The organism is Nonomuraea sp. KM90 (genome assembly GCF_052246675.1).
Taxonomy (GTDB): domain Bacteria; phylum Actinomycetota; class Actinomycetes; order Streptosporangiales; family Streptosporangiaceae; genus Nonomuraea.
Genome location: NZ_JBQQCB010000019.1, coordinates 1 through 26,060 on the forward strand (window position 1 = coordinate 1; position 26,060 = coordinate 26,060).

The 26,060-nt window shown below is 69.6% G+C and carries 23 protein-coding genes and 1 tRNA gene; 5 read left to right on the forward strand and 19 right to left on the reverse strand.

The genetic code is table 11. The annotated features are described in order from the left end of the window. Nucleotides 1-141: 141 nt before the first annotated feature. The 11 genes from ACTWPW_RS21370 to ACTWPW_RS21420 form a co-directional block, all read right to left on the reverse strand. Nucleotides 142-1,020, reverse strand: a complete 879-nt coding sequence (locus tag ACTWPW_RS21370) for a glycosyltransferase family 2 protein (protein ID WP_375113279.1) — start codon at nucleotides 1,018-1,020, stop codon at nucleotides 142-144. Then, nucleotides 1,017-1,919: a sulfotransferase family protein gene (locus ACTWPW_RS21375; RefSeq protein WP_375113278.1), complete on the reverse strand. Its 903-nt coding sequence runs from the start codon at nucleotides 1,917-1,919 to the stop codon at nucleotides 1,017-1,019. Before ACTWPW_RS21375 ends, ACTWPW_RS21370 begins: the two co-directional genes overlap by 4 nt. Before the next feature lie 91 nt (nucleotides 1,920-2,010). Further along, nucleotides 2,011-3,273 (reverse strand): sulfate adenylyltransferase subunit CysN, encoded by a 1,263-nt coding sequence (cysN, locus tag ACTWPW_RS21380; protein WP_364128945.1) that lies wholly within the window; start codon nucleotides 3,271-3,273, stop codon nucleotides 2,011-2,013. Further along, on the reverse strand, nucleotides 3,274-4,188 hold the full coding sequence (gene cysD / locus ACTWPW_RS21385) for a sulfate adenylyltransferase subunit CysD (RefSeq protein ID WP_364128942.1): 915 nt from the start codon (nucleotides 4,186-4,188) through the stop codon (nucleotides 3,274-3,276). Between the two features lie 19 nt (nucleotides 4,189-4,207). Continuing rightward, nucleotides 4,208-4,972 (reverse strand): 3'(2'),5'-bisphosphate nucleotidase CysQ, encoded by a 765-nt coding sequence (locus tag ACTWPW_RS21390; protein WP_375113276.1) that lies wholly within the window; start codon nucleotides 4,970-4,972, stop codon nucleotides 4,208-4,210. Beyond that, nucleotides 4,972-6,411, reverse strand: coding sequence for a sugar transferase (locus tag ACTWPW_RS21395; protein WP_443169714.1), 1,440 nt, complete (start codon nucleotides 6,409-6,411; stop codon nucleotides 4,972-4,974). The genes ACTWPW_RS21390 and ACTWPW_RS21395 overlap by 1 nt, the downstream gene beginning before the upstream one ends. Nucleotides 6,412-6,519: 108 nt before the next feature. Beyond that, nucleotides 6,520-7,104 carry an aminoacyl-tRNA hydrolase gene (gene pth / locus ACTWPW_RS21400; RefSeq protein WP_364128934.1) on the reverse strand — a complete coding sequence of 195 codons (585 nt, stop codon included), beginning with the start codon at nucleotides 7,102-7,104 and terminating at the stop codon, nucleotides 6,520-6,522. A 69-nt stretch (nucleotides 7,105-7,173) separates the two neighbouring features. Next, nucleotides 7,174-7,794, reverse strand: a complete 621-nt coding sequence (locus tag ACTWPW_RS21405) for a 50S ribosomal protein L25/general stress protein Ctc (protein WP_443169715.1) — start codon at nucleotides 7,792-7,794, stop codon at nucleotides 7,174-7,176. A gap of 96 nt (nucleotides 7,795-7,890) precedes the next feature. Next, nucleotides 7,891-8,868, reverse strand: coding sequence for a ribose-phosphate diphosphokinase (locus tag ACTWPW_RS21410; protein ID WP_364128928.1), 978 nt, complete (start codon nucleotides 8,866-8,868; stop codon nucleotides 7,891-7,893). Next, nucleotides 8,865-10,313: a bifunctional UDP-N-acetylglucosamine diphosphorylase/glucosamine-1-phosphate N-acetyltransferase GlmU gene (gene glmU, locus ACTWPW_RS21415; RefSeq protein ID WP_443169716.1), complete on the reverse strand. Its 1,449-nt coding sequence runs from the start codon at nucleotides 10,311-10,313 to the stop codon at nucleotides 8,865-8,867. The genes ACTWPW_RS21410 and glmU overlap by 4 nt, the downstream gene beginning before the upstream one ends. A 173-nt stretch (nucleotides 10,314-10,486) precedes the next feature. Next, a tRNA-Gln gene (locus ACTWPW_RS21420) sits at nucleotides 10,487-10,558 on the reverse strand. Nucleotides 10,559-10,826: 268 nt separating this feature from the next. Between ACTWPW_RS21420 and ACTWPW_RS21425 the strand changes: the two genes are divergently transcribed. The 4 genes from ACTWPW_RS21425 (at nucleotide 10,827) to ACTWPW_RS21440 (ending at nucleotide 15,728) form a co-directional block, all read left to right on the forward strand. Further along, complete coding sequence (locus tag ACTWPW_RS21425) at nucleotides 10,827-11,765, forward strand: acyl-CoA desaturase (protein ID WP_443169717.1); 939 nt, start codon at nucleotides 10,827-10,829, stop codon at nucleotides 11,763-11,765. Nucleotides 11,766-11,808: 43 nt separating this feature from the next. Beyond that, entirely contained in the window at nucleotides 11,809-12,714 is a 906-nt protein-coding gene (locus ACTWPW_RS21430; protein WP_443169785.1) for a TetR family transcriptional regulator, read from the forward strand. A gap of 118 nt (nucleotides 12,715-12,832) precedes the next feature. Next, complete coding sequence (locus ACTWPW_RS21435) at nucleotides 12,833-14,893, forward strand: RNA degradosome polyphosphate kinase (protein ID WP_375113272.1); 2,061 nt, start codon at nucleotides 12,833-12,835, stop codon at nucleotides 14,891-14,893. Continuing rightward, nucleotides 14,886-15,728 (forward strand): NUDIX hydrolase, encoded by an 843-nt coding sequence (locus ACTWPW_RS21440; protein WP_375113271.1) that lies wholly within the window; start codon nucleotides 14,886-14,888, stop codon nucleotides 15,726-15,728. The genes ACTWPW_RS21435 and ACTWPW_RS21440 overlap by 8 nt, the downstream gene beginning before the upstream one ends. Here ACTWPW_RS21440 and ACTWPW_RS21445 read toward each other — a convergent pair. From ACTWPW_RS21445 to ACTWPW_RS21460, 4 genes are read right to left on the reverse strand one after another with little or no spacing between them, the layout of a single operon-like run. Then, nucleotides 15,703-16,893 carry a cytochrome P450 gene (locus ACTWPW_RS21445; RefSeq protein WP_375113270.1) on the reverse strand — a complete coding sequence of 397 codons (1,191 nt, stop codon included), beginning with the start codon at nucleotides 16,891-16,893 and terminating at the stop codon, nucleotides 15,703-15,705. The two genes, ACTWPW_RS21440 and ACTWPW_RS21445, sit on opposite strands and share 26 nt — an antisense overlap. Then, the gene (locus ACTWPW_RS21450) at nucleotides 16,890-18,368 is read right to left on the reverse strand and encodes a CYTH and CHAD domain-containing protein (protein WP_443169718.1); all 1,479 of its coding nucleotides are present in this window, start codon (nucleotides 18,366-18,368) and stop codon (nucleotides 16,890-16,892) included. Before ACTWPW_RS21450 ends, ACTWPW_RS21445 begins: the two co-directional genes overlap by 4 nt. Nucleotides 18,369-18,420: 52 nt before the next feature. Continuing rightward, nucleotides 18,421-18,771: a glyoxalase gene (locus ACTWPW_RS21455; RefSeq protein WP_443169719.1), complete on the reverse strand. Its 351-nt coding sequence runs from the start codon at nucleotides 18,769-18,771 to the stop codon at nucleotides 18,421-18,423. Next, a complete protein-coding gene (locus tag ACTWPW_RS21460) occupies nucleotides 18,768-19,538 on the reverse strand; it encodes a trans-aconitate 2-methyltransferase (RefSeq protein ID WP_375113268.1) in 771 nt (256 codons plus the stop codon). Before ACTWPW_RS21460 ends, ACTWPW_RS21455 begins: the two co-directional genes overlap by 4 nt. A gap of 56 nt (nucleotides 19,539-19,594) precedes the next feature. Here ACTWPW_RS21460 and ACTWPW_RS21465 point away from each other — a divergent pair, with 56 nt between their 5' ends. Further along, nucleotides 19,595-20,101 carry a MarR family winged helix-turn-helix transcriptional regulator gene (locus ACTWPW_RS21465; protein ID WP_375113267.1) on the forward strand — a complete coding sequence of 169 codons (507 nt, stop codon included), beginning with the start codon at nucleotides 19,595-19,597 and terminating at the stop codon, nucleotides 20,099-20,101. A 290-nt stretch (nucleotides 20,102-20,391) separates the two neighbouring features. Here the strand turns inward: ACTWPW_RS21465 and ACTWPW_RS21470 are convergent, their stop codons facing one another. The 4 genes from ACTWPW_RS21470 to rsmA form a co-directional block, all read right to left on the reverse strand. Next, the gene (locus tag ACTWPW_RS21470; protein ID WP_443169720.1) at nucleotides 20,392-22,257 is read right to left on the reverse strand and encodes an ABC-F family ATP-binding cassette domain-containing protein; all 1,866 of its coding nucleotides are present in this window, start codon (nucleotides 22,255-22,257) and stop codon (nucleotides 20,392-20,394) included. Nucleotides 22,258-22,663: 406 nt separating this feature from the next. After that, nucleotides 22,664-23,566, reverse strand: coding sequence for a 4-(cytidine 5'-diphospho)-2-C-methyl-D-erythritol kinase (locus ACTWPW_RS21475; protein WP_443169721.1), 903 nt, complete (start codon nucleotides 23,564-23,566; stop codon nucleotides 22,664-22,666). A 524-nt stretch (nucleotides 23,567-24,090) separates the two neighbouring features. After that, nucleotides 24,091-24,702, reverse strand: a complete 612-nt coding sequence (locus ACTWPW_RS21480) for an NlpC/P60 family protein (RefSeq protein WP_443169722.1) — start codon at nucleotides 24,700-24,702, stop codon at nucleotides 24,091-24,093. A 453-nt stretch (nucleotides 24,703-25,155) separates the two neighbouring features. Beyond that, on the reverse strand, nucleotides 25,156-25,995 hold the full coding sequence (gene rsmA, locus ACTWPW_RS21485; RefSeq protein ID WP_375113501.1) for a 16S rRNA (adenine(1518)-N(6)/adenine(1519)-N(6))-dimethyltransferase RsmA: 840 nt from the start codon (nucleotides 25,993-25,995) through the stop codon (nucleotides 25,156-25,158). Nucleotides 25,996-26,060: the final 65 nt, after the last annotated feature.

Sequence of the window (26,060 nt, forward strand, 5' to 3'; positions counted from 1 at the left end):
GTGCGGGGACGCTGGGCCGCCGGGGCGGTGGGGTGGTGGCGGGAGGTGGGGCGGCGCCGGGGGGTGAGGCGATCCTCACGGCCGAAGCGGGCCCCGAAGCCGAAGCAGCCCCCAAAGGGGAGCCGACGTGGGGGTGGGGGGTCAAATGCCGTGTCCTCGGTTGTGGAGGGCGGAGAGGACGGTGGACGCGGAGATCAGGCCGGCCGCCACCGCGAGCGCGATCGCGGCGCGCGGCTCGCCGGCTCGGGAGGCGAAGCTGCGGGCGGCCCAGCGGACGGCCGAGCCGCGCTGCCCGAGCGCCGCGTGCCCGAAGGCCAGCTGGCCGTAGACCCGCGCCGCGCCGCACGGGTCCACGGCCAGTTCGGGGTGCCGGGCGAGCATCCATTCGAGCCCGGCAATGCGGTCCGCCCATCGGGCGGCGTAGTGGGAGCCGGCCCAGCGCACCCGGACGAGCGGCTGGTCGACGTGGACGAGCGGTCGCCGCTTGGCGGCGCGCAGGGCCAGGTCCCAGTCCTCGTTCTGGCCGCCGGGCGCGCTCTCGTCGGGCCAGAGCACGCCGCGCCGGAACAGGAACGTCGACGAGTGCACCATCACCATCCGCGACCGGATCAGGTCGGCCACGGTGATGGCGGAGGCGCCGGCGAGGCGGGGCACGCGGCGGCGGCCGTGCTCGACCTCGATGCCGCAACTGGCGAACTCGCCCCCGTCCCGCAGGGCCCGCACCTGGGCGGTGAGCTTGCCGGGCAGCCACACGTCGTCGTCGTCGCAGAAGGCGATCAGGTCGGTGTCGCAGGCGGCGATGCCGGTGTTCCGCGCGCCGGGCAGCCCGGGGGTGAGCCTGTTGCCCAGGACCCGTACGGATCCGCCCACCCGGGGCAACGGCACCCCGTCCGCCACCACGACCACCGAGAGCTCCCCCGCGTAGTCCTGGCAGAGCACCGCCTCCACGGCCTCGCGCAGCGGCCCGGGACGGTCCCCGCGCGTCGGGATGACCACCCCGACGGACGGCCACCGGCTCACGCGGCCGCCCCCGCGTAGCCGTACCGGGCCCTGAGCGGCCACGTGAGGGCGTTGACCATGCGCCGGTCGCCGTCGGGCAGGCCCGACAGCCACGAGTCGTCCCGCCGCAGCTCCACCCGCCCCACGTGGAAGCGCATCGGGTTGCCCGAGGCGGTGTGGGAGGGCCCCAGCCAGGCGGTGCGCCCCTCGATGAACGGCAGCTCGGGCTCCGGCAGCCCGAGCCGGAGCGCCAGCGCCTTGAGGGTGGCCCCGGGGTCGGCGAGCAGGTCCTCGTACCGGATCCTGGTCACGCGGGCCCCGCGCCCGGGGAGGAGCTCCAGCGCGGCGTTCTGGGCCGCCCAGTGGACGGCGGTGCGGGCCGGGCTCCAGCGGGTCATGGGGTGGCCGTCCTCCGGCCGGTGCACGGTCCTGCTCCAGGAATGGGCGACCGCGCGCGGGTCCCTGACCACGTGCACGATGCGTACGTCCAGCCCGCCGGCCACCAGGCAGCAGGCCAGCGACGCGTGCTTGCTGGAGTCGATCACGACCGGCGCGCCCACCGCGTCGTACAGCTGCCGGTACGCCCGCGCGTACTCGGCCAGGTCGGGATGGGCGATGCGCGCGATCCTGCGGGTGCGGTCGACCCTGGCCCGCAGGGCCAGGATCCGTTCGGCCAGCCGCCGGGTCCATCCACCGAACGCGCGCTCCCCCACGAAGCGCCAGAACGGACAGGACGGAAAGGCCATACCGCACCCGCAGAGCTCTTCCGCGAGGATCCCCCGCTCCCAGAGATGCACCACCTCTCCCAGCGCCACCACGCCGGGAAGCTCGCCGAGGAGCCTCTCGAGCAGCGTGGTGCCGCTGCGGCCGAGGCCGCCGAGGTAAACCACCTGGGCGGTCGCGGGAGTGGGATCGGTCACGGGAAGGGCCTTCGCGTCGCGTGAACACGGAACGCGATGACCCTAGCGCGCAGAGTAATCAGCGGGTAACGAGAACCCTAAAAGATCTACCTCAGCTGGCGTCGATGATCATGCCGGCGCCGACCGTGCCGTTCGTGGCCTCGTCCACCAGGATGAAGCCGCCGGTCAGCCGGTTGCGGGCATAGTCGTCGACGAACATGGGCTGCGTGACCCGCAGCGACACCCGCCCGATCTCGTTGAGGCCGAGCGACGTCGCATCCTCGTCTCGGTGCAGCGTGTTGACGTCGAGCCGGTAGTGCAGATCGCGCACCATCGCGCGGGCGGTGCGGGTCGTGTGCTTGATCGTCAGCTTGGACCTGGGCGTCAGCTTGAGGCCGTCGGCCATCCAGCAGACCATCGCCTCCAGCTCCTGCGCCACCTGCGGCTGGTTGTTGGGCCGGGCGATCATGTCGCCGCGCGAGATGTCGAGGTCGTCCTCGAAGCGCAGCGTCACCGACATGGGCGGGAACGCCTCCTCCACCGGCCCGTCGAAGGTGTCGATCGAGGCGATCCGCGTGGTCAGGCCCGACGGCAGGTGCATCACCTCGTCACCGGCCTTGAGCACGCCGCCCGCCACCTGGCCGGCGTAGCCGCGGTAGTCGTGGAAGGCGTGGTCGGTGGCTCGCTGCGGGCGGATGACGTACTGGACGGGGAAGCGCACGTCGGTCAGGTTACGGTCGGAGGCGATGTGCACGTTCTCCAGGTGGTGCAGGAGGGAGGTGCCGAGGTACCACGGCATGTTCTCCGACCGCGAGACCACGTTGTCGCCGTTGAGCGCGGAGATCGGGATGAAGGTGAGGTCGGAGACGTTCAGCTTGGACGCGAACGCCGTGAACTCCTCCCTGATCTCCTCGAAGCGCTCCCGGGAGTAGTCGACCAGGTCCATCTTGTTGACGGCCAGCACCAGGTGCGGGACGCGCAGCAGCGAGGTCAGGAAGGCGTGCCGCCGCGACTGCTCCAGCACGCCCTTGCGGGCGTCGATGAGGATGATCGCCAGGTCGGCCGTGGAGGCGCCGGTGACCATGTTCCTCGTGTACTGGATGTGGCCGGGCGTGTCGGCGATGATGAACTTGCGGCGCGGCGTCGCGAAATAGCGGTACGCCACGTCGATCGTGATCCCCTGCTCCCGCTCCGCCCGCAGGCCGTCGGTCAGCAGCGACAGATCCGTGTATTCCGTGCCCCGGTCGCGCGAGGTCCGCTCGACGGCCTCGAGCTGGTCCTCGAAGATCGCCTTGGAGTCGAAGAGCAACCGTCCGATGAGGGTGGACTTGCCGTCGTCGACGCTTCCCGCAGTGGCAAAGCGAAGAATGTCCATTTAGAAGTAACCCTCTCGCTTACGGTCTTCCATCGCGGCCTCGGACGAGCGGTCGTCGGCCCTGGTGGCCCCGCGCTCGGTGATCCGGGTGGCCGCGATCTCCTCGATGATCTCCTCGACCGTGACGGCCGTGGACTTGACGGCGCCCGTGCAGGTCATGTCGCCCACGGTGCGGTAACGCACCACGGACTCGAACAGCGGCTCGTCGTCGCCGCGCTGGACGACGTCGGAGTCGGGCAGCAACATGCCGTCGCGCTCGAAGACCTTGCGGGTGTGGGCGAAGTAGATGGAGGGGATCTCGATGCCCTCGCGCCTGATGTAGTCCCAGACGTCGAGCTCGGTCCAGTTGGACAGCGGGAAGACGCGGATGTGCTCACCCTTGCGGATGCGCGCGTTGTAGAGGTTCCACAGCTCGGGGCGCTGGTTCTTCGGGTCCCACTGGCCGAAGTCGTCGCGGAAGGAGAACACCCGCTCCTTGGCGCGGGCCTTTTCCTCGTCGCGCCGGGCGCCGCCGAACACCGCGTCGAACTCGTGCTCCTCGATCGCGTCGAGCAGCGTCGTGGTCTGCAGCCGGTTGCGCGAGGCGCGCCGGCCGGTCTCCTCGACGACCCGGCCCTGGTCGATGGAGTCCTGCACGCTGGCCACGATCAGCCGCGCGCCCAGCTCGGCCGAGCGGCGGTCGCGGAACTCGATGACCTCGTCGAAGTTGTGGCCCGTGTCCACGTGCATGAGCGGGAACGGGATGGCGGCGGGCCAGAACGCCTTCTCCGCGATGCGGAGCATGACGATCGAGTCCTTGCCCCCGGAGAAGAGCAGACATGGACGCTCGAACTCGGCCGCCACCTCACGCATGATGTGGATGGCCTCTGCTTCGAGCACGTCGAGCTGCGACGTCGTGTAGTCGCGCTGGAGCATGGGAGCTTCCTCCGGCGGTTCAGCGGTGCAGGTCCCGGATCCCGGCGAGCAGGGATGCCGCCAGCTCCGGTAGGGAAACCAGGATATCCGGTAGTGACGGGTCGGCTTGGTTGTAGGTCAGCTCGGAGCCGTCGATACGGCTCGCGTGGGCCCCCGCGGCCAGCGCTACGGCGACCGGCGCGGCGGAATCCCATTCGTACTGGCCACCGGCGTGTACGTACGCCTCCACCTCGCCGGTGAGCACCGCCGAGATCTTGGCCCCGGCGGACCCGATCGGCACCAGGTCGGCGCCGACGAGGTAGGCCAGCTTCTGCACGAACTCGGGCGGCCTGGTGCGGCTCACCGCGATCCGGAACCGGCCCTTCTCATGGGAGAGCGGCTTCGGCGGCTCGGCGGTCGTCAGCGTGCGCCCCTGGGCCGGCAGCGCCACGGCGCCCGCGCTGAGCCTGCCGCGCTCCCACAACGCCACGTGCACGGCCCAGTCGGCCCTGCCCTCCTCGGAGAACTCCCGGGTGCCGTCGAGCGGATCCACGATCCACACCCGCTCCGCGCCCAACCGGCGCGGGTCGAGCCGCTCCTCGCGCGTGGCCTCCTCCGACAGCACGCTGTCGCTGGGCCGCAACCGGGCCAGCGACTCCATGAGGTAGACGTGGGCGGCCCGGTCGCCCTCGGCCCGCAGCGCGGCCGGGTCGCCGAACCCCGTGCGCTCGCGGATCCGCAGCAGCCTCTCGCCCGCCTCGGTCGCCAGATCGCCGGCGAGGGCGTGGTCGTCGCGAATCGTCATCAATATGCTCCTTGCCCGCGGGCGACGGCCGACCAAGTCTTCCACAGGATCTGGAGGTCCAGAGTGAGGGACCAGTTCTCCACGTAACGCAGGTCTAGACGTACGGATTCCTCCCAAGATAGGTCAGATCTACCACTGACCTGCCACAGCCCGGTCAGCCCAGGGCGTACGAGGAGTCGTCGGCGCACGTCGTCACCGTAGCGTGCCACCTCCTCCGGCAGCGGCGGCCGGGGCCCCACGAGCGACATGTGGCCCAGCACGACGTTGATGAGCTGCGGCAGCTCGTCCAGCGAGTGCCGGCGCATCAGCGTGCCGAGAGGAGTGACGCGTGGATCGTTCCGGATCTTGAACAACAGCCCGTCGCGGTCGCTGACCAGAGTGATCTTCTGCTGCTCCGAGCCGCGCCGCATCGTACGGAACTTCAGCATCGTGAACAGCCGCCCGTCCCGGCCCACCCTGGTCTGCCTGAACAGCGCCGGACCGGGGCTGGTCGCGCGTACGGCCATCCCCAGCCCCGCCAGGACCGGCGACAGCAGCACCAGCAGCGTGGCGGCCACCAGCCGGTCGAAGACGTTCTTGACGAGCTGCCTGGCGCCGCCCAGCTCGGGGTGCTCGACGTGCAGCAGCGGCATCCCGGCGACCGGTCTGATCATGGTGCGCGGCCCGGCCACGTCCATCAGCGCGGGCGCGACGACCAGTTCCGTGTGGGTGCGCTCCAGCCGCCAGGCCAGCCGCCGCAGCGCGTGCCCGTCCATCTCGGGGCAGGCCAGCACGGCCACGGTGTCGGCGTCGTACTGGTCCACCACGATCGGCACGTCGCTGAGGTCGCCCGCGACCGGCACGTCGTCCACCCGCTGCCCGGCGTGCCCACCGGGCAGGCAGGCGGCCACGATGTCCATGCCGTGGTGGCGCTCCCTGCGGAAGAGGCGGACGAGCTCGGCGATCGAGGCCGGATGGCCGACCGCGACCACCTTGCGCATGCAGGCGCCCGCGGCCCTGCGGCGCTGCAGGGAGCGGCGCAGGGCGTACCTGAAGACCAGCGTGAAGAGCGTGACCAGCGGCAGGGCCAGCACGACGTAGCCGCGGGCCACGTCGGTCTTGGTCACGTAGGAGCCGATGGCGGTGCCGGCGGTCAGCGCCACGCCCGCCTGCACGACCCGGCGGAACTCCTCGGAGCCGACGCCCAGCATGCGCGGCTCGTAGGCCCGGGTGAGCGCCACCGCGCAGCACCACACCACCGGCAGCACCACGCTGACCAGCAGGTACGGCAGCACGTACGGTGTGAACCCGCCGAACCTGACGGAGAACGCGGTCCCGGCCCCGATCCCCGCCCCGCACAGATCGCCCAGCACCGCCAGCAGCCGGTAGGAGCGGACCCAGGAAAGCGTGCGCGGACCGGCCCCCCAGCCAACCCCATGACCGGTCCTCACGACGGCCATGAGACCTTCACCGCGCACGCGTGCCTCCAGGCGACCATTCCTGAATGGACAGTCACAGATCGTAGCCGCGCGGGAGGCCGGGAACCGGCGAACGACCCTATGCGGTGATCAGCGAGGAGGGCCGGAAATGTGCAGATCAGCCCGGTGGAAGTCGTTCTGGGTGGCCTCCAGGCCGCGGGTCATCAGCGACTCCACGACGTCGGCGGCCCGGTCCACGAGGAAGGGCAGGTCCTTGCGCTCCATGGTGGCGAAGTCCCTGAGCACGAAGGAGGCGGCGTCCATGCGGCCGGGCGGGCGCCCGATGCCGAACCGGACCCGGAGATAGTCACGGGTGCCGAGGACCTTGGTGATGGACTTGAGCCCGTTGTGGCCGTTGTCGCCACCGCCCAGCTTGGCCCGCAGCGCGCCGTAGGGCACGTCGAGCTCGTCGTGGACGACGATCAGCCGCTCGGGGCCGATCTTGTAGAAGTCGGCGAGCGCCTTGACGGGCCCGCCGGAGAGGTTCATGTACGTCAGGGGCTTGGCCAGGATGGCGGCACGCGTCTCGCACACCTCGGCCCGGCTCTTGTGGGCCTTGAACCGCCCGCCGGCCCTGGCGGCCAGCTCGTCGAGCACCATGAAGCCCGCGTTGTGCCGGTTACCCGCGTATTCGGGGCCCGGGTTGCCCAGTCCGGCGATCAGCCAGCGATCCATGAGATCCCCCTGCAGCGGAACGGGACGGCTCGAGTCCGGCCGCCCCGTTCACGAGTGAACCCGTCGCGCCTACTCGGAGGCCTCTGCGGACTCGCCCTCGGCGGCCTCCGCGGTCTCGCCCTCGGCGACCGTCTCGGTCTCCGCCGGAGCCTCGACCGGCTTGTTGATGACGTGCAGGACGACGACCTCGGGGTCGGCGATCAGGGTGGTGCCCTGGGGCAGCTTCAGGTCGGCGGCCGTGACCACGGTGCCGATCTCGAGGCCCTCGACGTCGACCTCGACACCGGTCGGGATGTGGGTGGCCTCGGCCTCCACCGCGATGGAGACGAGCTGCTGGTCGAGCAGGCCCTCGGAGTTGACGTCGCCGACCGTGGTGACCGGGATCTCGACCGTGACCTTCTCGCCGCGCTTGACCAGGAGCAGGTCGACGTGCTCGACGAAGCCCTTGATCGGGTCGCGCTGCACGCCCTTGGGCAGGGCGAGCTCGTCGACGCCGTCACCCTTGAGGTGGATCAGCACGTTGGCGGTGCGCAGGGCGAGCAGGACCTCGTGGCCCGGCAGGGTCAGGTGCTTGGGCTCGATGCCGTGCCCGTAGAGAACGGCGGGCACCTTGTCGGCGCGGCGGATCTTGCGAGCGGCGCCCTTGCCGAACACGGTGCGCGGCTCGGCGGCGATACGTACTTCAGACACGACATCTCCTAGGGATGCGGTAGACGGACTGTCTGCGCTCCCCCTCACCCGCCCTAGCGGAAGGCGTTACGAGCGCAACCCTCATAGCTTAATGGCTCAGGTGTCCCCTTCGAACAAGCTGGTGACCGAGCCGTCCTGGAAGATCTCGGTGATCGCGCGGGCGATGAGCGGCGCGATGGACAGCACGGTCAGCTTGTCGAAGCGGTTGGCCTGCGCCAACGGCAGCGTGTTGGTGACGACGACCTCGGAGATCCGGGAGTTCTTCAGCCGATCCACGGCGGGGTCGGAGAAGACCGCGTGGGTGGCGGCGACGATGACGTTGGTGGCGCCCTGCTCGTAGAGGGCGTCGGACGCCTTGCAGATCGTGCCCGCGGTGTCGATCATGTCGTCGATGAGCACGCAGGTGCGCCCGCGTACGGTGCCGACGACCTCGCTGACCTTCACCGAGTTGGCCACGTCGAGGTCGCGGCGCTTGTGGATGAACGCCAGCGGCGTGCCCAGCGTGTCGGCCCAGCGCTCCGACAGCCGCACGCGGCCGGTGTCGGGCGAGACGACCGTGGTGTTCTCCAGGTCGAGCTTGTTCTTGAGGTAGCTCTCCAGGACCGGCATGGCGAACAGGTGGTCCACCGGGCCGTCGAAGAAGCCCTGGATCTGCGAGGTGTGCAGGTCGATCGACATGAGCCGGTCGGCGCCCGCGGTCTTGAACAGGTCGGCCATCAGCCGCGCCGTGATGGGCTCGCGGCCGCGGCCCTTCTTGTCCTGGCGGGCGTAGCCGAAGAACGGCATGACCACGGTGATGCGCTTGGCGGAGGCCCGCTTGAGCGCGTCGACCATGATGAGCTGTTCCATGATCCACTTGTTGATGGGCCCGGTGTGGCTCTGGATGACGAAGGCGTCGCAGCCGCGTACGGACTCCAGGTAGCGGGCGTAGATCTCGCCGTTGGCGAAGTCGATGAGTTTGGTGGGGGTGAGGGAGACGCCGACGTGCTCGGCCACCTCCTCGGCCAGCTCCGGATGGGCCCGCCCGGAGAAGAGCATGAGGTTCTTCTCGCCGGGCTGCTTGATGCTGGTCACTGCTGACTCTCCTGCTCTTGCTCGGTCAGCGCCCGCTCCGCGGCCGCTGCCGACTTCGTGCCCGCGCGCCTGCGCAAGACCCATTTCTCGATGTTGCGCTGTCGCGCACGTGCCACACCAATGGCGCCGGGGGGTACGTCGTCGGTGATGGTCGAGCCCGCCGCCGTGTAGGCGCCGTCGTTGACCGTCACGGGAGCGACGAGCATGGTGTCGCAGCCGACGAACGCGCCGTCACGCACGGTGGTGTGGTGCTTGTTGACCCCGTCGTAGTTGACGAAGACCGTGGAGGCGCCGATGTTGACGTCGTCGCCGATCGTGGCGTCCCCCGCGTAGGACAGGTGCGGCACCTTGGAGCGCTGGCCGACCTTGGTGTTCTTCATCTCGACGAACGTGCCGGCCTTGGACCTGCGGCCGAGGACGGTGCCGGGGCGCAGGTAGGCGTAGGGGCCCACGTTGGCCTCCGGGCCGATCTCGGCGCTGTCGCAGACGGCGTTGCGGACCACCGCACCCTCGCCGACGAGGGTGTCGGTCAGCGTGGTGGCGGGCCCGACCTCGGCGCCGGCCTCGATGGCGGTGCTGCCGTGGAGCTGGGTGCCGGGGTGGATGACCGCGTCGGGCTCGATGCGTACGCCGACGTCGATCCAGGTGCTGGCCGGGTCGATGATCGTGACGCCGGCGCGCATGTGGGCCTCCAGCAGGCGCTGGTTGAGCACCTTGCGGGCGGCGGCCAGCTGCACGCGGTCGTTGACGCCCTCGACCTCGACGAAGTCGCCGGCCACGCAGGCTCCGACCCGGTGGCCGTCGCGGCGCAGGATGGCCAGGACGTCGGTGAGGTATTCCTCGCCCTGGGCGTTGTCGGTGGACACGCGCTTGACCGCGTCGGCGAGCAGGAGGCCGTCGAAGGCGTAGATGCCGGAGTTCATCTCCCTGATGGCGCGCTGCGCGGGGCTGGCGTCCTTCTCCTCGACGATCTCCAGCACCGCGCCGGCGTCGTCGCGGATGATCCGCCCGTAGCCGGTCGGGTCGGGCACCTCGGCCGTCAGCACGGTGACCGCGTTGCCGTCGGCGGCATGCCGTTCGAGCAGCTCGGTCAGGGTCTGGGTGCGCAGGAGCGGCACGTCGCCGTAGGTGACCAGGACCGTGCCGGAGATCGTGCCGACCTCTTCGAGCACGGTCCGCACGGCGTGGCCGGTGCCCCGCTGCTCCCGCTGGACGACGGCGCGGGCGTCGGGGCTGGTGGCGGCCAGATGGCCGCCGACCCGCTCCAGCGCGTGGCCGATGACGACGATGAGCTGCTCGGGACCGAGGTCGCGGGCGGCGGAGAGCATGTGGTCGACCAGCGCGCGGCCGCACACCTCATGCAGGACTTTCGGGGTCTGGCTCTTCATCCGGGTGCCCTCGCCGGCGGCGAGGACGATGACGGCTGCCGGGCGCGGCACACTCACGGACTGAGGCTCCCTGTGACTGGACGGATCAGGGTTCGGTGCATCGACTGCACAGCTGCGAATGGGCCGCGTTCAGCGGCCCGTCGCAGCCTGCCCACTGGGCAGCTACCCTCCCGACACCGTGAGGATACCTGTCCTTCCCCCGAACATTCTCGGGGGGAGGCACCTCAGAGCTCCCGGAAGAGGACTCGAACCCCTACAAAGTGGACCAAAACCACTTGTCCTGCCGATTAGACGATCCGGGACGGATCGGACACGTGATGTCCGACACCCCCCTACGATACCGACCCCGCACCCTGGCGCGCGCCGGTAATTCTCCCTCACCCGCGCCTCGCCACGTCACTCGCGTAACAGACCCTCCGAAACGGCGCAAGACACGAAACCCACGCACCTCAGGCGTCGGAGCGTCACCTTCTCCACATTCACGCCTTAGGTCTTCCTTACTTACGCTGGCGTAGGTTACGGTTGCGTAGACCGGACATTCATCCTCATACATGTCGTTGGAGGTCGCCCATGACCGTTCTTGCCGAGCGCTCATCATCTGCCCCGAAGCCCGACTTCGAACCCGAGCCGAAGTCCAAGTCCGAACTCGTCATCTTCGGCCTGGTCGTAGGGCTGCCCCTCGTCGCGATCGCGGCCGCCGTGCCGCTGGCCTGGGGGTGGGGACTCGGCTGGACGGACATCGCCATCGCCTTCGTCTTCTACGTCGTCTCCGGACTCGGCGTCACCGTCGGCCTGCACCGCTACTTCACGCACGGCTCGTTCAAGGCCAAGCGCCCGCTGAAGATCGCGATGGGCATCGCGGGCAGCCTGTCGCTGGAGATGTCCGTGCTGGACTGGGTGGCCACCCACCGCAAGCACCACAAATTCTCCGACAAGGAGGGCGACCCGCACTCGCCGTGGCGCTTCGGCCCTGGCTTCAAGAACATGGCCAAGGGCCTGCTCTACGCCCACATGGGCTGGCTGTTCGAGAGCGAGCGGACCAACCGGGAGAAGTACGCCCCCGACCTGTGCAAGGACCAGGACGTGCTCAAGCTGCACAAGTGGTTCGGCGCGCTCGCGCTCACCTCGATCCTGCTCCCCGGCGTGCTGGGCCTGCTGTTCACCTGGTCCTGGCAGGGCGGGCTGACCGCGCTGTTCTGGGGCTCGCTCGTACGCATCGGGCTGCTGCACCACGTGACCTGGTCGATCAACTCGATCTGCCACGTCTTCGGCGAGGAGGACTTCCAGGTCCGCGACAAGTCGCGCAACGTGTGGTGGCTGGCCATCCCCTCCTTCGGCGAGTCCTGGCACAACCTGCACCACTCCGACCCGACCTGCGCCAGGCACGGCGCGCTGAAGGGCCAGATCGACCTGAGCGCCGGCCTCATCCGGATCTTCGAGAAGCTGGGCTGGGTGTACGACGTCCGCTGGCCGACGCCTGAGCGTCTGGCGGCGAAGCGCATTGCCTGATGTCAATCAGGCGGTGAACGGCCATGGATCCGTGGCCGTCATTATGGAGACCGTGACCGAACCCCGATCCCGCAGACGTATGTCCGGTGCAGAGCGGAGAGAGCAGCTGATCCACATCAGCCGCACCCTCTTCGCCGAGAAGGGGTTCGACGGGACCTCTATCGAGGAGATCGCCGCTACCGCACAGGTGTCGAAACCCGTGGTGTACGAACATTTCGGCGGCAAGGAAGGCGTCTACGCGGTCGTCGTGGACCGCGAGATGCAGAAGCTGCTCGGCATGATCACCGAAGCCCTCGCCGCCTCCCACTCCCTGGTCAAGCTGGAGCGGGCCGCGCTGGCCCTGCTGCGCTACATCGAGGAGAGCAGCGAGGGCTTCCGCATCCTGGTGCGCGACTCGCACGCCGCCTCGGGCACCGGCACGTTCGCGAGCCTGATCAGCGAGATCGCGAGCCAGGTCGAGGACGTGCTGGCCGACGAGTTCGCCTCCCGGGGCTACGACCCCAAGCTGGCGCCGATGTACGCCCAGATGCTGGTCGGCATGGTCGCGCTGACCGGCCAGTGGTGGCTCGACGTGCGCAAGCCGGGTCGCGAGGAGGTCGCCGCCCATCTGGTCAACCTGGCGTGGAACGGCCTGACCGGGCTCAACCCCAACCCGACGATCACCGCCACGAGCCGCGCGCACACGCCCGCGGTCAAGCCGCGCACCACCAACGAGAAGGAGCTGCGCGAGTTCGAGAAGGCCCGCGAGAAGGAGCTCAAGGAGGCGGAGAAGGTCCGCCAGCGGGAGCTCAAGGAGGCCGAGAAGGCCCGGGTGCGCGAGCTGAAGGAGCGCGAGCGGCTGCTCAAGGAGGCGGAGAAGGCCCGCGAGCGGGAGGAGAAGATCCGCCAGCGGGAGGCCCGGCTGGCCGAGCGGGCCGCCCGTCTCGAACAGGTAGATCATCCTGAGTGAGCCTTGAACGAGTAGGGCGTCAGGAGTGACGATTGGGTTGAGCAGGGCTGACCATCCGGGGTAAGCCGTTGCGGCTACGTTAACGTTCTGTTCAACCAAACGGGGCAATATACGCCATATGTCCGCGGAACCGTTCCAGCCTGCCAACGACCTGCCCCTACCACAGGAGCGGTTTCTCAACCGCGAAGAAAGCTGGCTCCAGTTCAACGAGCGCGTGCTCGAACTGGCCGAGGATCCCTCGCTGCCGCTGCTCGAACGGGTCCGCTTCCTCGCCATCTTCGCCAACAACCTGGACGAGTTCTTCAGAGTCCGTGTCGCCGGGCTCAAACGCCGTATGGCGACCGGCCTGCTGCTGCGGACCAAGAGCGGGCTCAAGCCGCGCGAGGAGCTGGCCAGGATCGCCACGATCGCGGACGAGCTGGCCAGGCGGCACGCGGCGGCCTTCCACCAGCAGATCTGCCCGCAGCTCGCCGGCGAAGGCATCGAGATCGTCCGGTGGGACGACCTGGGCCGCGAGGAGCGTACTGAGCTGCGCAAGCTGTTCAGGGAGCGGATCAGGCCGGTGCTGACGCCGCTGGCCGTGGACCCCGCCCACCCGTTTCCGTATATTTCCGGGCTCAGCCTGAATCTTGCCGTCCTGGTGAGGAATCCGGCGACCGATCACACCGTGTTCGCCCGGGTCAAGGTTCCTTCGCAGCTGCCCCGCTTCGTGCCCGCGTCCAAGGACCGGTTCGTCCCGCTCGAGGATGTCATCGCCGCCCACCTCGGGCAGCTCTTCAAGGGCATGGAGATCCTCCAGCACCACGTCTTCCGCGTCACCAGGAACGAGGATCTCGACGTCGACGAGGACGTCACCGAGAACCTCATGCAGGCCCTGGAGAAGGAGCTGCTCAAGCGGCGGTTCGGCCCGCCCGTGCGGCTAGAGGTCGAGAACACCATCACGCCCGAGGTGCTGGCGCCGCTGGTGGAGGAGCTGGAGCTGGCCCCGCACGAGATCTACCGCCTGCCCGGGCCGCTCGACCTGTCGGGTCTGCACGCCATCGCCGACCTGGACCGGGGCGAGCTGAGCTACCGGCCGTTCGTGCCGGCCGAGGTGATCAACGCCGAGGACGACATCTTCTCGACCCTGCGCGAGCGCGACGTGCTGCTGCACCACCCGTACGACTCGTTCGCCACCAGCGTGCAGCGCTTCATCGAGGTGGCCGCCGAGGATCCCAGGGTCCTGGCGATCAAGCAGACCCTCTACCGGACCAGCGGCGACTCCCCCATCGTGAACGCCCTGATCGACGCGGCCGAAGCGGGCAAGCAGGTCGTGGTGGTCGTGGAGATCAAGGCCCGCTTCGACGAGCACGCCAACATCTCCTGGGCCCGCAAGCTGGAGCGCGCCGGCTGCCACGTCGTCTACGGCGTGGTCGGGCTGAAGACCCACTGCAAGCTCGCCCTGGTCGTCCGCCAGGAGCCGTCCGGCGAGCTGCGCCGCTACTGCCACATCGGCACCGGCAACTACAACCCCAAGACCGCCCGCCAGTACGAGGACTTCGGCCTGCTCACGGCCGACCCGCTGGTCGGCGAGGACGTGACGGACCTGTTCATCCACCTGACCGGCTACTCCCACCACTCCGCCTACCGGCGGCTGCTGGTGGCGCCGCACTCCATGCGCAGCGGGCTGGTGGCCAGGATCGAGCGGGAGATCGCCCACCAGCAGGCCGGGCGGCCCGCGCGGATCAGGATCAAGACCAACTCGCTGGTGGACGAGCCGATCATCGACGCCCTCTACCGCGCCTCCAGGGCCGGCGTCCCGGTCGACCTGTGGGTACGCGGCATCTGCATCCTCCGTCCAGGCATCCCTGACCTGTCGGAGAACATCCGCGTACGTTCGGTCCTCGGGCGGTTCCTCGAACACTCCCGCGTGTACGAGTTCGGCCTCGGACGTCGGCCCGAGGTCTGGATCGGCAGCGCGGACCTGATGCGCCGCAACCTCGACCGCCGCGTGGAGGCGCTGGTCAAGGTGACGTCGCAGCAGCACAAGGCCTATCTCATCGAACTGATGGACCACGCCATGGCAGAGACCACGAACGCGTGGTGGCTCAACTCCGACGGCACCTGGGCCCGCCATCAGGGCGAGGACCTGCAGAGCCGTCTCATCGGCACCCGCCGCTGGAGGACCGTTGATGACTGACCTGCTCCGGGCAGCCGGAGCCGTGGTCTGGAGGGGCGAGCAGAGCAGCCCCGAGGTGGCCGTCATCCACCGCCCTGGCTATGACGACTGGACCTTCCCCAAGGGCAAGCTGAAGTCCGGGGAGCACGTGATCGCGGCGGCCCTGCGCGAGGTGCGCGAGGAGACCGGCCTGACCGTGCTGCTCGGCCGCGCGCTGCCGCCCGTCCACTACATGAGCACCGGCCGGCTCAAGCGGGTGGACTACTGGGTGGCGCAGGAGGCCGCCGACGGCGGGTTCGAGCCCGGTGACGAGGTCGACAAGCTGCGCTGGCTGCCGTTGGCGGAGGCCAGGCGGCTGCTGACGTACGAGTGGGACGTGGGGCTGCTGCGCGCCCTGGCCACCGCGCCGCTGGAGACCGTGCCCCTCGTCCTCGTACGGCACGGCTCGGCCGGCTCCAGAAGCGAGTGGACCGGCGAGGACGTCGCGCGCCCGCTGGACACCGACGGAGCCTCCCAGGCCTCGAACCTGGCCACCGCCCTGCCCGCCTACCGGCCCGAGCTGCTGCTGAGCTCGCCCAGCGCCCGCTGCGTGCAGACGCTGGAGCCGTACGCGGGCGAGGTCGGGGCCGACATCAGGATCGAGCCGCTGCTCAGCGAGGAGAGCCAGGATCCGCAGAAGACCCCCGCGCTGGTCGGGGACCTTTCCGCGCCCGCCGTCGCGTGCAGCCACGGCAAGGTGCTGCCCGGCCTGATCGAAGCGCTGAGCGGCAAGAGCGTGCACCTGCGCAAGGGCGCGTTCGCCGTGCTGCACAGGGCCGGCGGGCGCGTGGTCAGCGTCGAGCGCTATCCCACGTGACGGGCAACCGCGCGTACCCGTCGGCGATCCTCCCCTCGCTGCGCGGCAGCTCCGCCTCCGGGACGGCCGGCCGCAGGGTCGGGAAGCGCTGGAACAGCCTGCTGAACACCGCTTCCAGCTCGACCCTGGCCAGGCCGGCGCCGATGCAGAAGCGCGGGCCGTACCCGAAGCTCAGGTGCGGGTCGGTTTGCGGACGGCGCAGGTCGAACACATCCGGATCCGGATAGATCCGCTCGTCCCGGTTGGCCGCGCCCGGCATGATCACGACCGCCTCGCCCCTGCGGATCGTACGGCCGCCGATCTCGATGTCCTCGTGCGCGTACCTGGGCAGGCCGTGCAGGCTGGGCACGGCCATCCGGAGGATCTCCGCCACCGCGCCGGGGGCCAGCCCCGGATCGGCCTTGAGCAGGTCGAGCTGGTCGGGGTTGGCGAGCAGGAGCAGCACGCCGAAGTCGATGCGGTTGACCGTCGTCTCGTGCCCGGCGAACAGCAGCGCCGCGGCCAGGTCGGCGATCGTCCCGTCGTCGTCCAGCTCCTTCGCCAGGTCCGACAGGACGTCCTCGGCCGGCTCGCGCCGCTTGCGCTCGATCAGGCCGGCCATGTACGCGCTCAGCTCCTCCCTGGCGGCCTGGCTCTTCTCGGTGTCCAGCATGTCCCCCATGCGCTGGGAGACGCCGCCGAAGTACTCCCTGTCCTCGTACGGGACGCCCAGGAGCTGGCAGATGACCAGCACGGGGAGCGGGAAGGACAGCTCGGCGTGCAGGTCCGCCGGCGGCGAGAGCTTGGCGAGGTGGTCGAGCCGCTCGTCCACCAGCGAGCCGACGTGGTCGCCGAGCCGCTTCATGCGGCGCGCGGAGAAGGACGGCATGAACAGCTTGCGCATGCGGTCGTGCTCGGCCTTCTCCGTGGCCGCGTCGCCCTGGGGCCCGCCGAGCAGGGCGGACCCCGACAGACGCGCGGCCTTGTCCGGTTCCGGGTGCGAGCGTCCGAGCCGGCCGTCGTTGAACAGCGAGCGGGCGTCCTCGTACCCGCTCACCAGCCAGAACTCGTCGCCCATCCGGGTGCGTACCTTCGCGATGCCCTTCTCGGCCCGCAGTTCCCGGTACGCCTCGGGCACCTCGAGCAGACTGCTGCGTTCGAAGGGAATGGTAGGAAGGTGACTCATAGAACCTTCGTAACCGCTTTGAGCGTCTCCTTCCAGACCCTGGGGAACTCCGCGTGGGCGCGCTCGGCGGCATTGCGCTCGATCCCGATCAGCAGCCCGTAGGTGAACGTGTCCTCGCCCGCCTGCCGCGCGCTCTCCGCCTCCTTGGCCAGGGTCTCCTGCGCGACCACCCCGTCCTGGTAGGTCCCGAGAACCTCCTGGATGTCCTCGGACAGCTTCGCGAGCTTGCCCATGCCGCCACCCAGGCTCGGCTGGAGCGCTTCGGCGGTGTAACGAGCGCGTTTGGCCGCCTTGCGCACGTCGTGCATGGCGATCTCGCGGCGTTCCAGGTCGTCGATGGCCTGGGCGTGGTCGTACGCCTTGGTCACCCGCTCCCAGTTGGCCACCGCGATGGCGTGCAGCTTCTCCTCCGCCGGCTTGGCCGCGGCCTTGCCCAGGGCCGGGGCGGAGACGAGCTCGTCCAGCGCGTCGAGGAGGACGTAGTAGCGCTCCCCGCTGAGCACATCCTTGATCCGCCCGTACGCCTCCTCCTCGCGTCTCTGCAGGTCCGAGCCGAGCCGGGTCTGGATGGGACCCGTCACCAGCTCCGGCGCCAGGCCGGCCAGCATCTTGGCGTACCTGGCCCGGATCACCTCCAGGTCGCGGGCCTCGCCGAGCACGTTGCCGAGCCAGCGCAGCTCCTCCTGGAGCTCGCCGGTGTCGACCACGACGGTCTTGAACGCCTTGAGCGCGCTGCGCATCCGCCGGGAGGCCACGCGCATCTGGTGCACGGCGTCCTCCTCGGCCCGGCGGACCCGCGGATCCTGCGAGAGGAGGGCCCTGACCTGGCCGGACAGGTAGGCGATGACGACCTCGCCCGCCGAGCCCGGTTTCGTGGGGGCCGTGGGGAGTGGGGCGGGCTCGAGCAGTTTCGCTAGCTTGCTGGCCGCCTCGGACGGGCTGGCCCCGGCCTTCCTGAGCCGCTTGCCGACCTTGGCCAGCAGCGCCTGGCTGCCGCCTTCGAGGAGCTCGGCCTCGACCTCGCGCCACCGTACGACCTTGGGCTCCTCGCCGTACACGGTGCCCTTGACGCGGTCGTCGGCGATCTCGACCAGGCCGGTCTCGCCGTCGAGCAGGACCGTGACGGTTCTGCGGGTGTCCAGCTCGGCGACCGGCTGCAGCTCGGCGCCGCGGGTGTAGGCACGGACGAGTTCGGCCAGCTCATCGGGCACGACCTTGGTGCTGCGGGTGAGCGGGTGGGTGATCTCCTGGCGTACGCCCTTGGCCTTGGGCAACTTCAGATGCCAGCCCGGATCGGCGCCACCCCGTCTTCGCCTGAGCGTGACGCCTCGGGAGGCCAGCCGCAGATCGGGCGTGTCGTAGTAAAGAGCCACGAGCTGGTAGCTCTTCGGGCCTACCACGTCCGCCAGCCCACTGAGGTCCGGGACCGCGTACTCCGGGGAAACGTCGAACTTGTCCTCGATCTCGATGCCCACTGCACCTCGCAAGAGTCCGATTTCGGACCATGATGCCACCGTTGGGTGAACATCACACGGGTTGCAGGAGTTCGATTCTGTTGCCGACCGGGTCAGAGACGTAGATCCGCCGGTATCCGGGGAACAGGTGGTCAGGGACGGCGCCGGGCAGCTTGGCGGCGTACGCGGCGAGATCGTCCACCAGGAAGGCGGGGTGGGCCTTGCGGGCGGGCCTGAAGTCGTCCTCGATGCCGAGATGGACCTCCACGCCGTCACCCCTGAACCAGGCGCCGCCCCGGTCGGCCAGCTCCGGCGGCTTGGGCACCTCGCGCAGGCCGAGGACACCCTCGTAGAACTCCCTTAACAGCGGCTCGCTGCCCCTCGGCGCGGCGAGTTGCACGTGGTGCAACCGGGTGATTCTCATCGCTGCGCCACCACGAAGATCCTTCTGAACGGGAAGGGCGTGCCGTAGCTCCTGGCCGGATAGGCTTCGGCGAGCGGCCCGGCCAGGTCCTGCTTGAACCGCCGCTGCTCGTCCGGGTCGAGGCGGTCCAGGATCGGGCGCAGGGCGGTGCCGGAGACCCAGTCGAGGACCGGGTTCTCCCCGTGCAGGATGTGCACGTACGTCGTCTCCCACGCGTCCGCCTGGGAGCCGCCGTCGTTGAGCATGTCGACGTATTCGAGGGGCTCGCCGACCGGGTTTCCCCTGGTGAACCCGCCGAGCTTGTCCGACCAGGCGCGGGAGGAGCACAGCTCGCGGATCGCGACGTGGCTGGGGGCGTCGAAGTTGCCCGGCACCTGGAAGGCCAGCCAGCCGCCCGGCGCCAGGTTCTCCATCCAGTGCTCCAGCACGTCGCGGTGCTCGGGCACCCACTGCAGGACGGCGTTGGAGATGATCACGTCCATGGGCCGGTCGGGGCGCCACATGGCGACGTCGGCGACCGCGAACCTGATCGGCGTCTCCAGCTTGCGGGCCTTGGTGATCATCGCAGGCGAGGAGTCGAAGCCCTCGATCGTCGCGTTGGGCCAGCGATTGCCCAGCTCCACGGTGAGTTCACCGCTGCCGCAGCCCGCGTCCACGACATAATCGGGCGCGACCGCCCCCACCCTGGAGATCAGCTCGATGAACGGCCGTGACCGCTCGTCCGCGTAGACGGCGTACGTCACAGGGTCCCAGATATCTCTTGACATGAAGATAATTGATATCGAGAGAGATATCTCGATGTCAAGACAGTACACTCTGTGTCATGACGGAGGATGCTAGAGACGAGGTCGATCGGCTCGTCGCGGCCTGGCGAACGGAGCGCCCCGACCTCGACGTCGAGCCGCTCCAGGTGCTCTCCAGGGTGTCACGACTGGCCAAGCATCTCGACCGGGCGCGGCGGGCGGCGTTCGCCGAACACGATCTGGAGCCGTGGGAGTTCGACGTGCTCACGGCGCTGCGGCGGGCCGGGAAGCCGTACGAGCTCAGCCCCGGAACCTTGCTGCGGGCCACGCTGGTGACCTCTGGGACGATGACGAACCGCATCGACCGCCTCGCCCAGGCGGGGCTGGTACGGCGACGGCCCGATCCCGAGGACCGGCGGGGGGTGCTGGTGTCGCTGACGGACACGGGGCTGGCGCGGGTGGATGCGGCGTTCGCGGACTTGTTGCGGCGGGAGCAGGAGTTGTTGTCGGGGTTGGGCGAGTCCGATCAGCGCACCCTCGCGTCCCTCCTCCGCACCCTCCTCGCCCCCTTCGACTCCCCCCGCTGACACCCACCGGGGACGCTTTCCCGGCGCCCTTCCCGGGACGCTTTCCCTGTGCCCCTTCCCGGGACGCTTTCCCACTGACCCCGCGCCCGGGACACTCCACCCAAGTCACCTACATCCGCCACCACCCCGCCCAGGCGGACCCGCCCCACACCCACCCAACCGAGGCGAGCCCCGCCGCACACCCACCCCAACTCAGGCGGACCCGCCTCGGGCCTGTTCAGGCCCGCTCCAGCGAACAGCCATGCGAAGTCAGCCATCCCCCGGAGCCCGGGACGCCAGCGGGCGTCCGGTCAGTCGCCCAGGCGGTCGGCCATTTCCAGCCACTCGGCCTCGATCGTGTCCTTCTGGGCCGTGATCTCGCGAAGCTGGGCATCCAGCGAGCCGAGCTTGGCGTAGTCGCTGGCCGCCTCCGCCATGGCGGCGTGGAGGCGGGATTCCTGGTCACCCAGCTTGTCGAGCTGGCGTTCGAGGCGACTGAGTTCCTTACGGAGCTCCCGTTCCTCCTTGGCCGACAGCCCGCCGTCCTTCACCTGGCCAGACGTGTCGGGAGCCGCCGCTCCTGCGACCGTGCCGACGGTCGCCGGGCCACTGGACACCGCACCACCGGCGTCAGGACGGCCCGTCGTCGCGGCGGTGGCCAGGCGGGCGGTCACCGCCGTGCCCGCCGCGCGCCGTTCGAGGTATTCGTCCACCCCGCCCGGCAGCAGAGACAGCTTGCCGTCGCCGAGCAGCGCCACGGAACGGTCGGTCACCCGCTCCAGGAAGTAGCGGTCGTGGCTGACCAGGATCAGCGTGCCGGGCCAGCCGTCCAGCAGGTCTTCGAGCTCGTTGAGCGTCTCGATGTCGAGGTCGTTGGTGGGCTCGTCGAGCAGCAGGACGTTGGGGTCGTCCATCAGGAGCCGGAGCAGCTGCAGCCGCCGCCGCTCGCCGCCCGACAGGTCGCCGACCATCTTCCACTGCGCCTCACCCCGGAAGCCGAGGCGTTCGAGGAGCTGGGAAGCGGTCCACTCCCTCTTGCCGAGCTGGAGGTATTTGCGTACTTCCTCGACCGTCTCCAGCACGCGCCGCGTCGGGTCGAGCTCGGCCAGCTCCTGGGACAGGTGCGCCAGACGTACCGTCTTGCCGCGGACCACCCGCCCGGAGTCGGGCTTGATCGTGTCGGCGAGCAACCGCAGCACGGACGACTTGCCGGACCCGTTGACGCCGATCAGCCCGATCCGGTCACCCGGGCCGAACTGCCACGTGAGGTGGTCGAGCACCAGCGGCCCGGTGTCCGGGCCGCCGGCGTGCAGGGTGACGTCTTCGAGGTCGTAGACGGTCTTGCCGAGCCGGGCCGCGGCGAACCGCATGAGCTCGACGGTCTCGCGCGCCGGGGGCTCGTTCGCGATCAGGGCCTGGGCGGCCTCGATGCGGAACTTCGGCTTGGACGTACGGGCGGGCGGGCCGCGGCGCAGCCAGGCGATCTCCTTGCGCATGAGGTTCTGGCGGCGTTCCTCGGTGACCTGGGCGATCCGCGCGCGCTCGGCCTTGGCCAGCACATAGGCGGCATAACCACCCTCGTAGCGCTCGACCCGGCCGTCCACGACCTCCCAGGTGCGGGTGGACACGGCGTCGAGGAACCACCTGTCGTGCGTCACGACCACCAGCGCGCTCTTCTGCACCGCCAGGTGCCCGGCCAGCCACGCGATGGCCTCGATGTCGAGGTGGTTCGTGGGCTCGTCCAGCATGATCAGGTCGTGGTCGTCGATGAGCAGCCGGGACAGCGCCGTACGCCTGCGCTCGCCGCCGGACAGATCACCGGCCCTGGAGTCGAGGTCGAGGTCGCCGATCAGGTTGGACAGGATCTCGCGGACCCGCTGATCGCCGGCCCACTCGTGCTCGGCCAACCCGCCGAGGACCGTCTGTCGAATGGTGGCTGTGGGGTCGAGGTCGTCCTGCTGCGACAGGAACCCGACCCGCAGGCCACGGTTGTGGGTGACACGACCGCTGTCAGGTCGTACGGCTCCTGCGATGACCGAGAGCAGGGTCGTCTTGCCGCCGCCGTTGCGCCCGACGACGCCAATGCGTTCGCCGGCCTCCACACCGAGGGAGACGTCGCTGAGGAGTGGCTTGGGCCCATACGCATGGGAAACCGACTCAAGATTGACCAGATTCATGGCCTTCCCAGGGTATCGGCTCCCCACCGACCTCCCACCCGCCCAGGACGGGTTGGCAGGCGCAGTCCCGCCTTGGCCGAGGCGGCAGGCGCGGGCCCGCCTTGGCCGGGATGGCAGGCGCGGGCCCGCCTTGGCCGAGGCATCGCCGCAAGCCCTCGTGGGCGGGGGGCTTGGTCTGGTATCGCGGCACGCCCTCGTCCACAGCACCACCACAAACGGATCATCTGCGGCATCAGCGCACCGGATCGGCTGCGACATCACCGCAAGCGGATCGGCTGCGACAGCAGCGCAACTGGACCGCCTGCGACACCCACCGGGAGCGGGCAGGCGGCGCATGTATCCGGTGGATCTCGCGCAGGCCCGGAGGCCGCCCCGGGCCTGCGCGCGTTGGGGTGGGCGGCCGGGGTCAGACCAGGGTGGCGCCGTGGACGGGGCCGTGGGCGGCTACCGCGGTGTGGGCGGCGCCGGTGCTGGTCAGGCTGTGGGCCAGGTCGCGGGCGTGGGTGGCGTCGATGGCCAGGAAGGCGCAGGTCGGGCCCGAGCCGGAGACGATCGCGCCCAGCGCGCCGTGCTGGCGGCCCGAGTCGAGGGTGGGTGCCAGCTCGGGGCGAAGGTTGAGGGCAGCGGCCTGGAGGTCGTTGCTCAGGTGGGTGCCGAGGGCGTAGGCGTCGCCGGTGCCGAGGGCCTCCATCAGCGAGTCGTTCAGCTGGGGCCAGGGGACGTCGGCTCCGGACGCCTCCCTGAGGCGGTCGCACTCGGCGTACACACTCGCCGTCGAGAGGCCGCCGTTGGCCAGCGCGAACACCCAGTGGAACGTGCCCCCGGTGGGCAACTCGCTCAGCTGCTCACCGCGCCCGGTGCCGACCGCCGTGCCGCCGATCAGCGAGAACGGGACATCGCTGCCGAGGTCTCCGGCGATCTCCATGAGATCTTCCATGGGCAGCCCCAAACCCCACAGCTCGTTGCAGGCGACCAGCGCACCGGCGGCGTCGGCACTGCCGCCCGCCATGCCACCGGCCACGGGGATGTCCTTCTGGATGATGAGATCGGCGCCATAAGTGCGACCCGCGTGTTTGGCGAGCGCGCGAGCGGCCCGGATCGCCAGGTTGCCGTCGTCGGTGGGCACCTGGTCGGACCACTTACCGTTCACCTGCACGGTGATCGACTCGGACTCCTTCGCCACCACCTCATCGAAGATCGATACTGCGTGGAAGACGTTGACCAGGTCGTGGTAGCCATCTTCCCTGAGCGGGCCGACAGAAAGCTGCACGTTGACCTTCGCGGGCACACGTACGGTCACCGAACTCATCGATCTTCTGCCACTCTCATCACTTGCCGGGGTCAAGGACACTCGATGTTATCGGGGCTCGCTGCCCTGACATGCGGTTCTTGAAATATGACCCGGGGTCCTGCCGACTCCTCAACACAGAGAGTCAAGATAGTAGGCATTTGCCCGATCCTCGCAAGTCACGAAGAGTGATTCGGTCAGACGGTGGTTCCGGCACCGTGAACTACCTGGTGAATACGCCAGTTGCGGGTGCCTATGGGGGGAGGGGTTGCGGGGTTCTCGGGGTCGCTGGTCCCCTGTCCTCTGAGCGCGGGGGGCGGATGTGACCGGTCGTGAAATGGCAGGCGTCTCAAGAGACGGTCAAGTTCCGAGACGGTCATGGGCTGACGGTCGTGAGCTGATGGTCAGGGGCCTGACGGTCAGGCCGTCCTTGTGGCGCTTGTGTGCGGCTGTGACGCTTGGGCGAGTCGGACGCTTGGGGGCTGCGACGCTTGGGCGGGTCTGATGACATTTGGCGGCTCGGAGACGGTCGAGGGGTGCGTCAGTCAGCCTGGGCGTACGGCGCCTCGGAAGGTGGTGCGGTAGTAGGGCGTGTTGAGGAAGTTGGTTCTTCTGACAACGTCGCCTGTCCTTGGGGCGTGGATCATCAGGCTTCCTCCTAGGAACAGGGCCACGTGGGTGGGGTCGCCCGTGCCGCCGCCGAAGAAGAGCAGGTCGCCTGTACGGCGGGCGCCGAAAGGGATCTTGCGGCCCTGGCGGAACTGGGTGCCTGTGTAGTGGGCCAGCCGTATGCCCGCTCTGGACCAGGCGTAGAGGGTGAGGCCGCTGCAGTCGAAACCTCTGGTGGAGGCTCCCCTGCCTATCCCGAGGGTCGGGCCCTTCGCTGAGCCTCCACCCCAGGAGAAGGAGACGCCGAGCTGGGTCAGGGCGGCTGCGGCGGCGATCTGGCCCCTAGTGAGGAGTTTCTGCTTCTTCTTGGTCAGCAGGAGCTTGGCGGGGGTTGCGGCTCGGGTGAGGGTGGCGGCGATCTGGGTTTGAGTGGCGGATCGGGTCGGAGTGGCTGCTCGGGCGGCGGTCGTGGTCAGGGTGGTGGTGAGGACGGCTGTCAGCAGAGCTCCGCTGAGGGTGAGCCAGAGGGAGACGATGGGGTCGGTCATGGGTGGCCTCCGGGTTGATCGGGGTGGGAGGCCAGGATCGGCTGGTGGGAGGGGGCGGGGATGGGCCGAGCGCGGTTCTGTGGACAGCGGGGATGGTCAGCTGCGGGGCTGTGGACAGCGGGCGTAAGCGGCTGCGGTTTCGGCGGACAGCGGGCGTAAGCAACTGCGGGGCTATGGACGGCGGGGTGAGGCGGGTGCGGTTCTGTGGGCGGCGGGGGCGGCCGGCTGCGTTCTGCGGGCAGCCTGGGCGGTCGGCTGCGGGGCTGTGGACAGCGGGGGTGGGCGCTGCGGGGCTGTGGACAGGGGGCCTCAGGGCAGGAGGGGTGGGCGCTGCGGGGCTGTGGACAGCGGGCCTCAGGGCAGGAGGGGTGGGCGCTGCGGGGCTGTGGACAGGGGCCTCAGGGCAGGAGGGTTGGGTCTCCGGCCCCGGGGCCGTTCAGATGGGTGTGCCGTTCAGGGTCTGAGCTCGGCTATGCGGGCGAAGGCGTGGATGTCCAGCTGTTCGCCCCTCGCCGATGGGTCCACGCCGGCGGCGCGCAGGGTGCGTTCCGCGTCGGCGGGGCTGCCCGCCCAGGAGGCTAGGGCCGCTCGCAGTGTCTTGCGGCGCTGTGCGAAGGCGGCGTCCACCACCTCGAAGACCTCCTCGCGCGAAGCCGTCGTGGCCGGTGGGTCGCGGCGGATCAGGGAGACGAGGCCGGAATCGACGTTGGGGGCGGGCCAGAAGACCGTGCGGCCGACCTGGCCCGCTCGGCGTACGTCCGCGTACCAGGCCGCCTTGACCGACGGCACCCCGTACACCTTCGAGCCCGGGCCGGCGGCGAGCCGGTCTGCCACCTCCGCCTGCACCATGACCAGGCCCTTGCGCAGCGACGGGAGGGCCTCCAGGACGTGCAGCACCACGGGGACGGCCACGTTGTACGGGAGGTTGGCCACCAAGGCCGTGGGGACGTGGCCCGCCAGGTCGTCGAGGGTGATCTTCATGGCGTCGGCGTGAACGACCGTGAGCTTGTCCGCCGCGTCGCGCTCGGCCACGGTGATGGGGAGTTGGCCGGCCAGCACCGGGTCGATCTCGACGGCGACCACGTGCGCGGCCGACGGCAGGAGCGCGAGGGTCAGCGAGCCGAGGCCCGGCCCCACCTCTATGACCACGTCATCAGGGGACAGATCGGCCACGCGGACGATGCGCCGGACGGTCCCTGCGTCGATCACGAAGTTCTGGCCAAATTTTTTTGTCGGGCGAAGATCTAGCTTGTTCGCCAAAATACGTATTTCTGCAGGGCCCAACAGCCTCATCATCCAATCAGTCTCTCGCATCGAAGAACGTGTGATGGCGGATGGGGAGACCAAAGGAGAGGATG

Bases quoted from the DNA above. Each gene is read 5' to 3' on its own strand.
- cysN (WP_364128945.1), bottom strand. From the start codon at position 3,273: ATGGACATTCTTCGCTTTGCCACTGCGGGAAGCGTCGACGACGGCAAG.
- cysD (WP_364128942.1), bottom strand. From the start codon at position 4,188: ATGCTCCAGCGCGACTACACGACGTCGCAGCTCGACGTGCTCGAAGCA.
- ACTWPW_RS21390 (WP_375113276.1), bottom strand. From the start codon at position 4,972: ATGACGATTCGCGACGACCACGCCCTCGCCGGCGATCTGGCGACCGAG.
- ACTWPW_RS21395 (WP_443169714.1), bottom strand. From the start codon at position 6,411: ATGGCCGTCGTGAGGACCGGTCATGGGGTTGGCTGGGGGGCCGGTCCG.
- pth (WP_364128934.1), bottom strand. From the start codon at position 7,104: ATGGATCGCTGGCTGATCGCCGGACTGGGCAACCCGGGCCCCGAATAC.
- ACTWPW_RS21425 (WP_443169717.1), top strand. From the start codon at position 10,827: ATGACCGTTCTTGCCGAGCGCTCATCATCTGCCCCGAAGCCCGACTTC.
- ACTWPW_RS21430 (WP_443169785.1), top strand. From the start codon at position 11,809: ATGGAGACCGTGACCGAACCCCGATCCCGCAGACGTATGTCCGGTGCA.
- ACTWPW_RS21435 (WP_375113272.1), top strand. From the start codon at position 12,833: ATGTCCGCGGAACCGTTCCAGCCTGCCAACGACCTGCCCCTACCACAG.
- ACTWPW_RS21440 (WP_375113271.1), top strand. From the start codon at position 14,886: ATGACTGACCTGCTCCGGGCAGCCGGAGCCGTGGTCTGGAGGGGCGAG.
- ACTWPW_RS21445 (WP_375113270.1), bottom strand. From the start codon at position 16,893: ATGAGTCACCTTCCTACCATTCCCTTCGAACGCAGCAGTCTGCTCGAG.
- ACTWPW_RS21455 (WP_443169719.1), bottom strand. From the start codon at position 18,771: ATGAGAATCACCCGGTTGCACCACGTGCAACTCGCCGCGCCGAGGGGC.
- ACTWPW_RS21460 (WP_375113268.1), bottom strand. From the start codon at position 19,538: ATGTCAAGAGATATCTGGGACCCTGTGACGTACGCCGTCTACGCGGAC.
- ACTWPW_RS21465 (WP_375113267.1), top strand. From the start codon at position 19,595: ATGACGGAGGATGCTAGAGACGAGGTCGATCGGCTCGTCGCGGCCTGG.
- ACTWPW_RS21470 (WP_443169720.1), bottom strand. From the start codon at position 22,257: ATGAATCTGGTCAATCTTGAGTCGGTTTCCCATGCGTATGGGCCCAAG.
- ACTWPW_RS21475 (WP_443169721.1), bottom strand. From the start codon at position 23,566: ATGAGTTCGGTGACCGTACGTGTGCCCGCGAAGGTCAACGTGCAGCTT.
- ACTWPW_RS21480 (WP_443169722.1), bottom strand. From the start codon at position 24,702: ATGACCGACCCCATCGTCTCCCTCTGGCTCACCCTCAGCGGAGCTCTG.
- rsmA (WP_375113501.1), bottom strand. From the start codon at position 25,995: ATGAGGCTGTTGGGCCCTGCAGAAATACGTATTTTGGCGAACAAGCTA.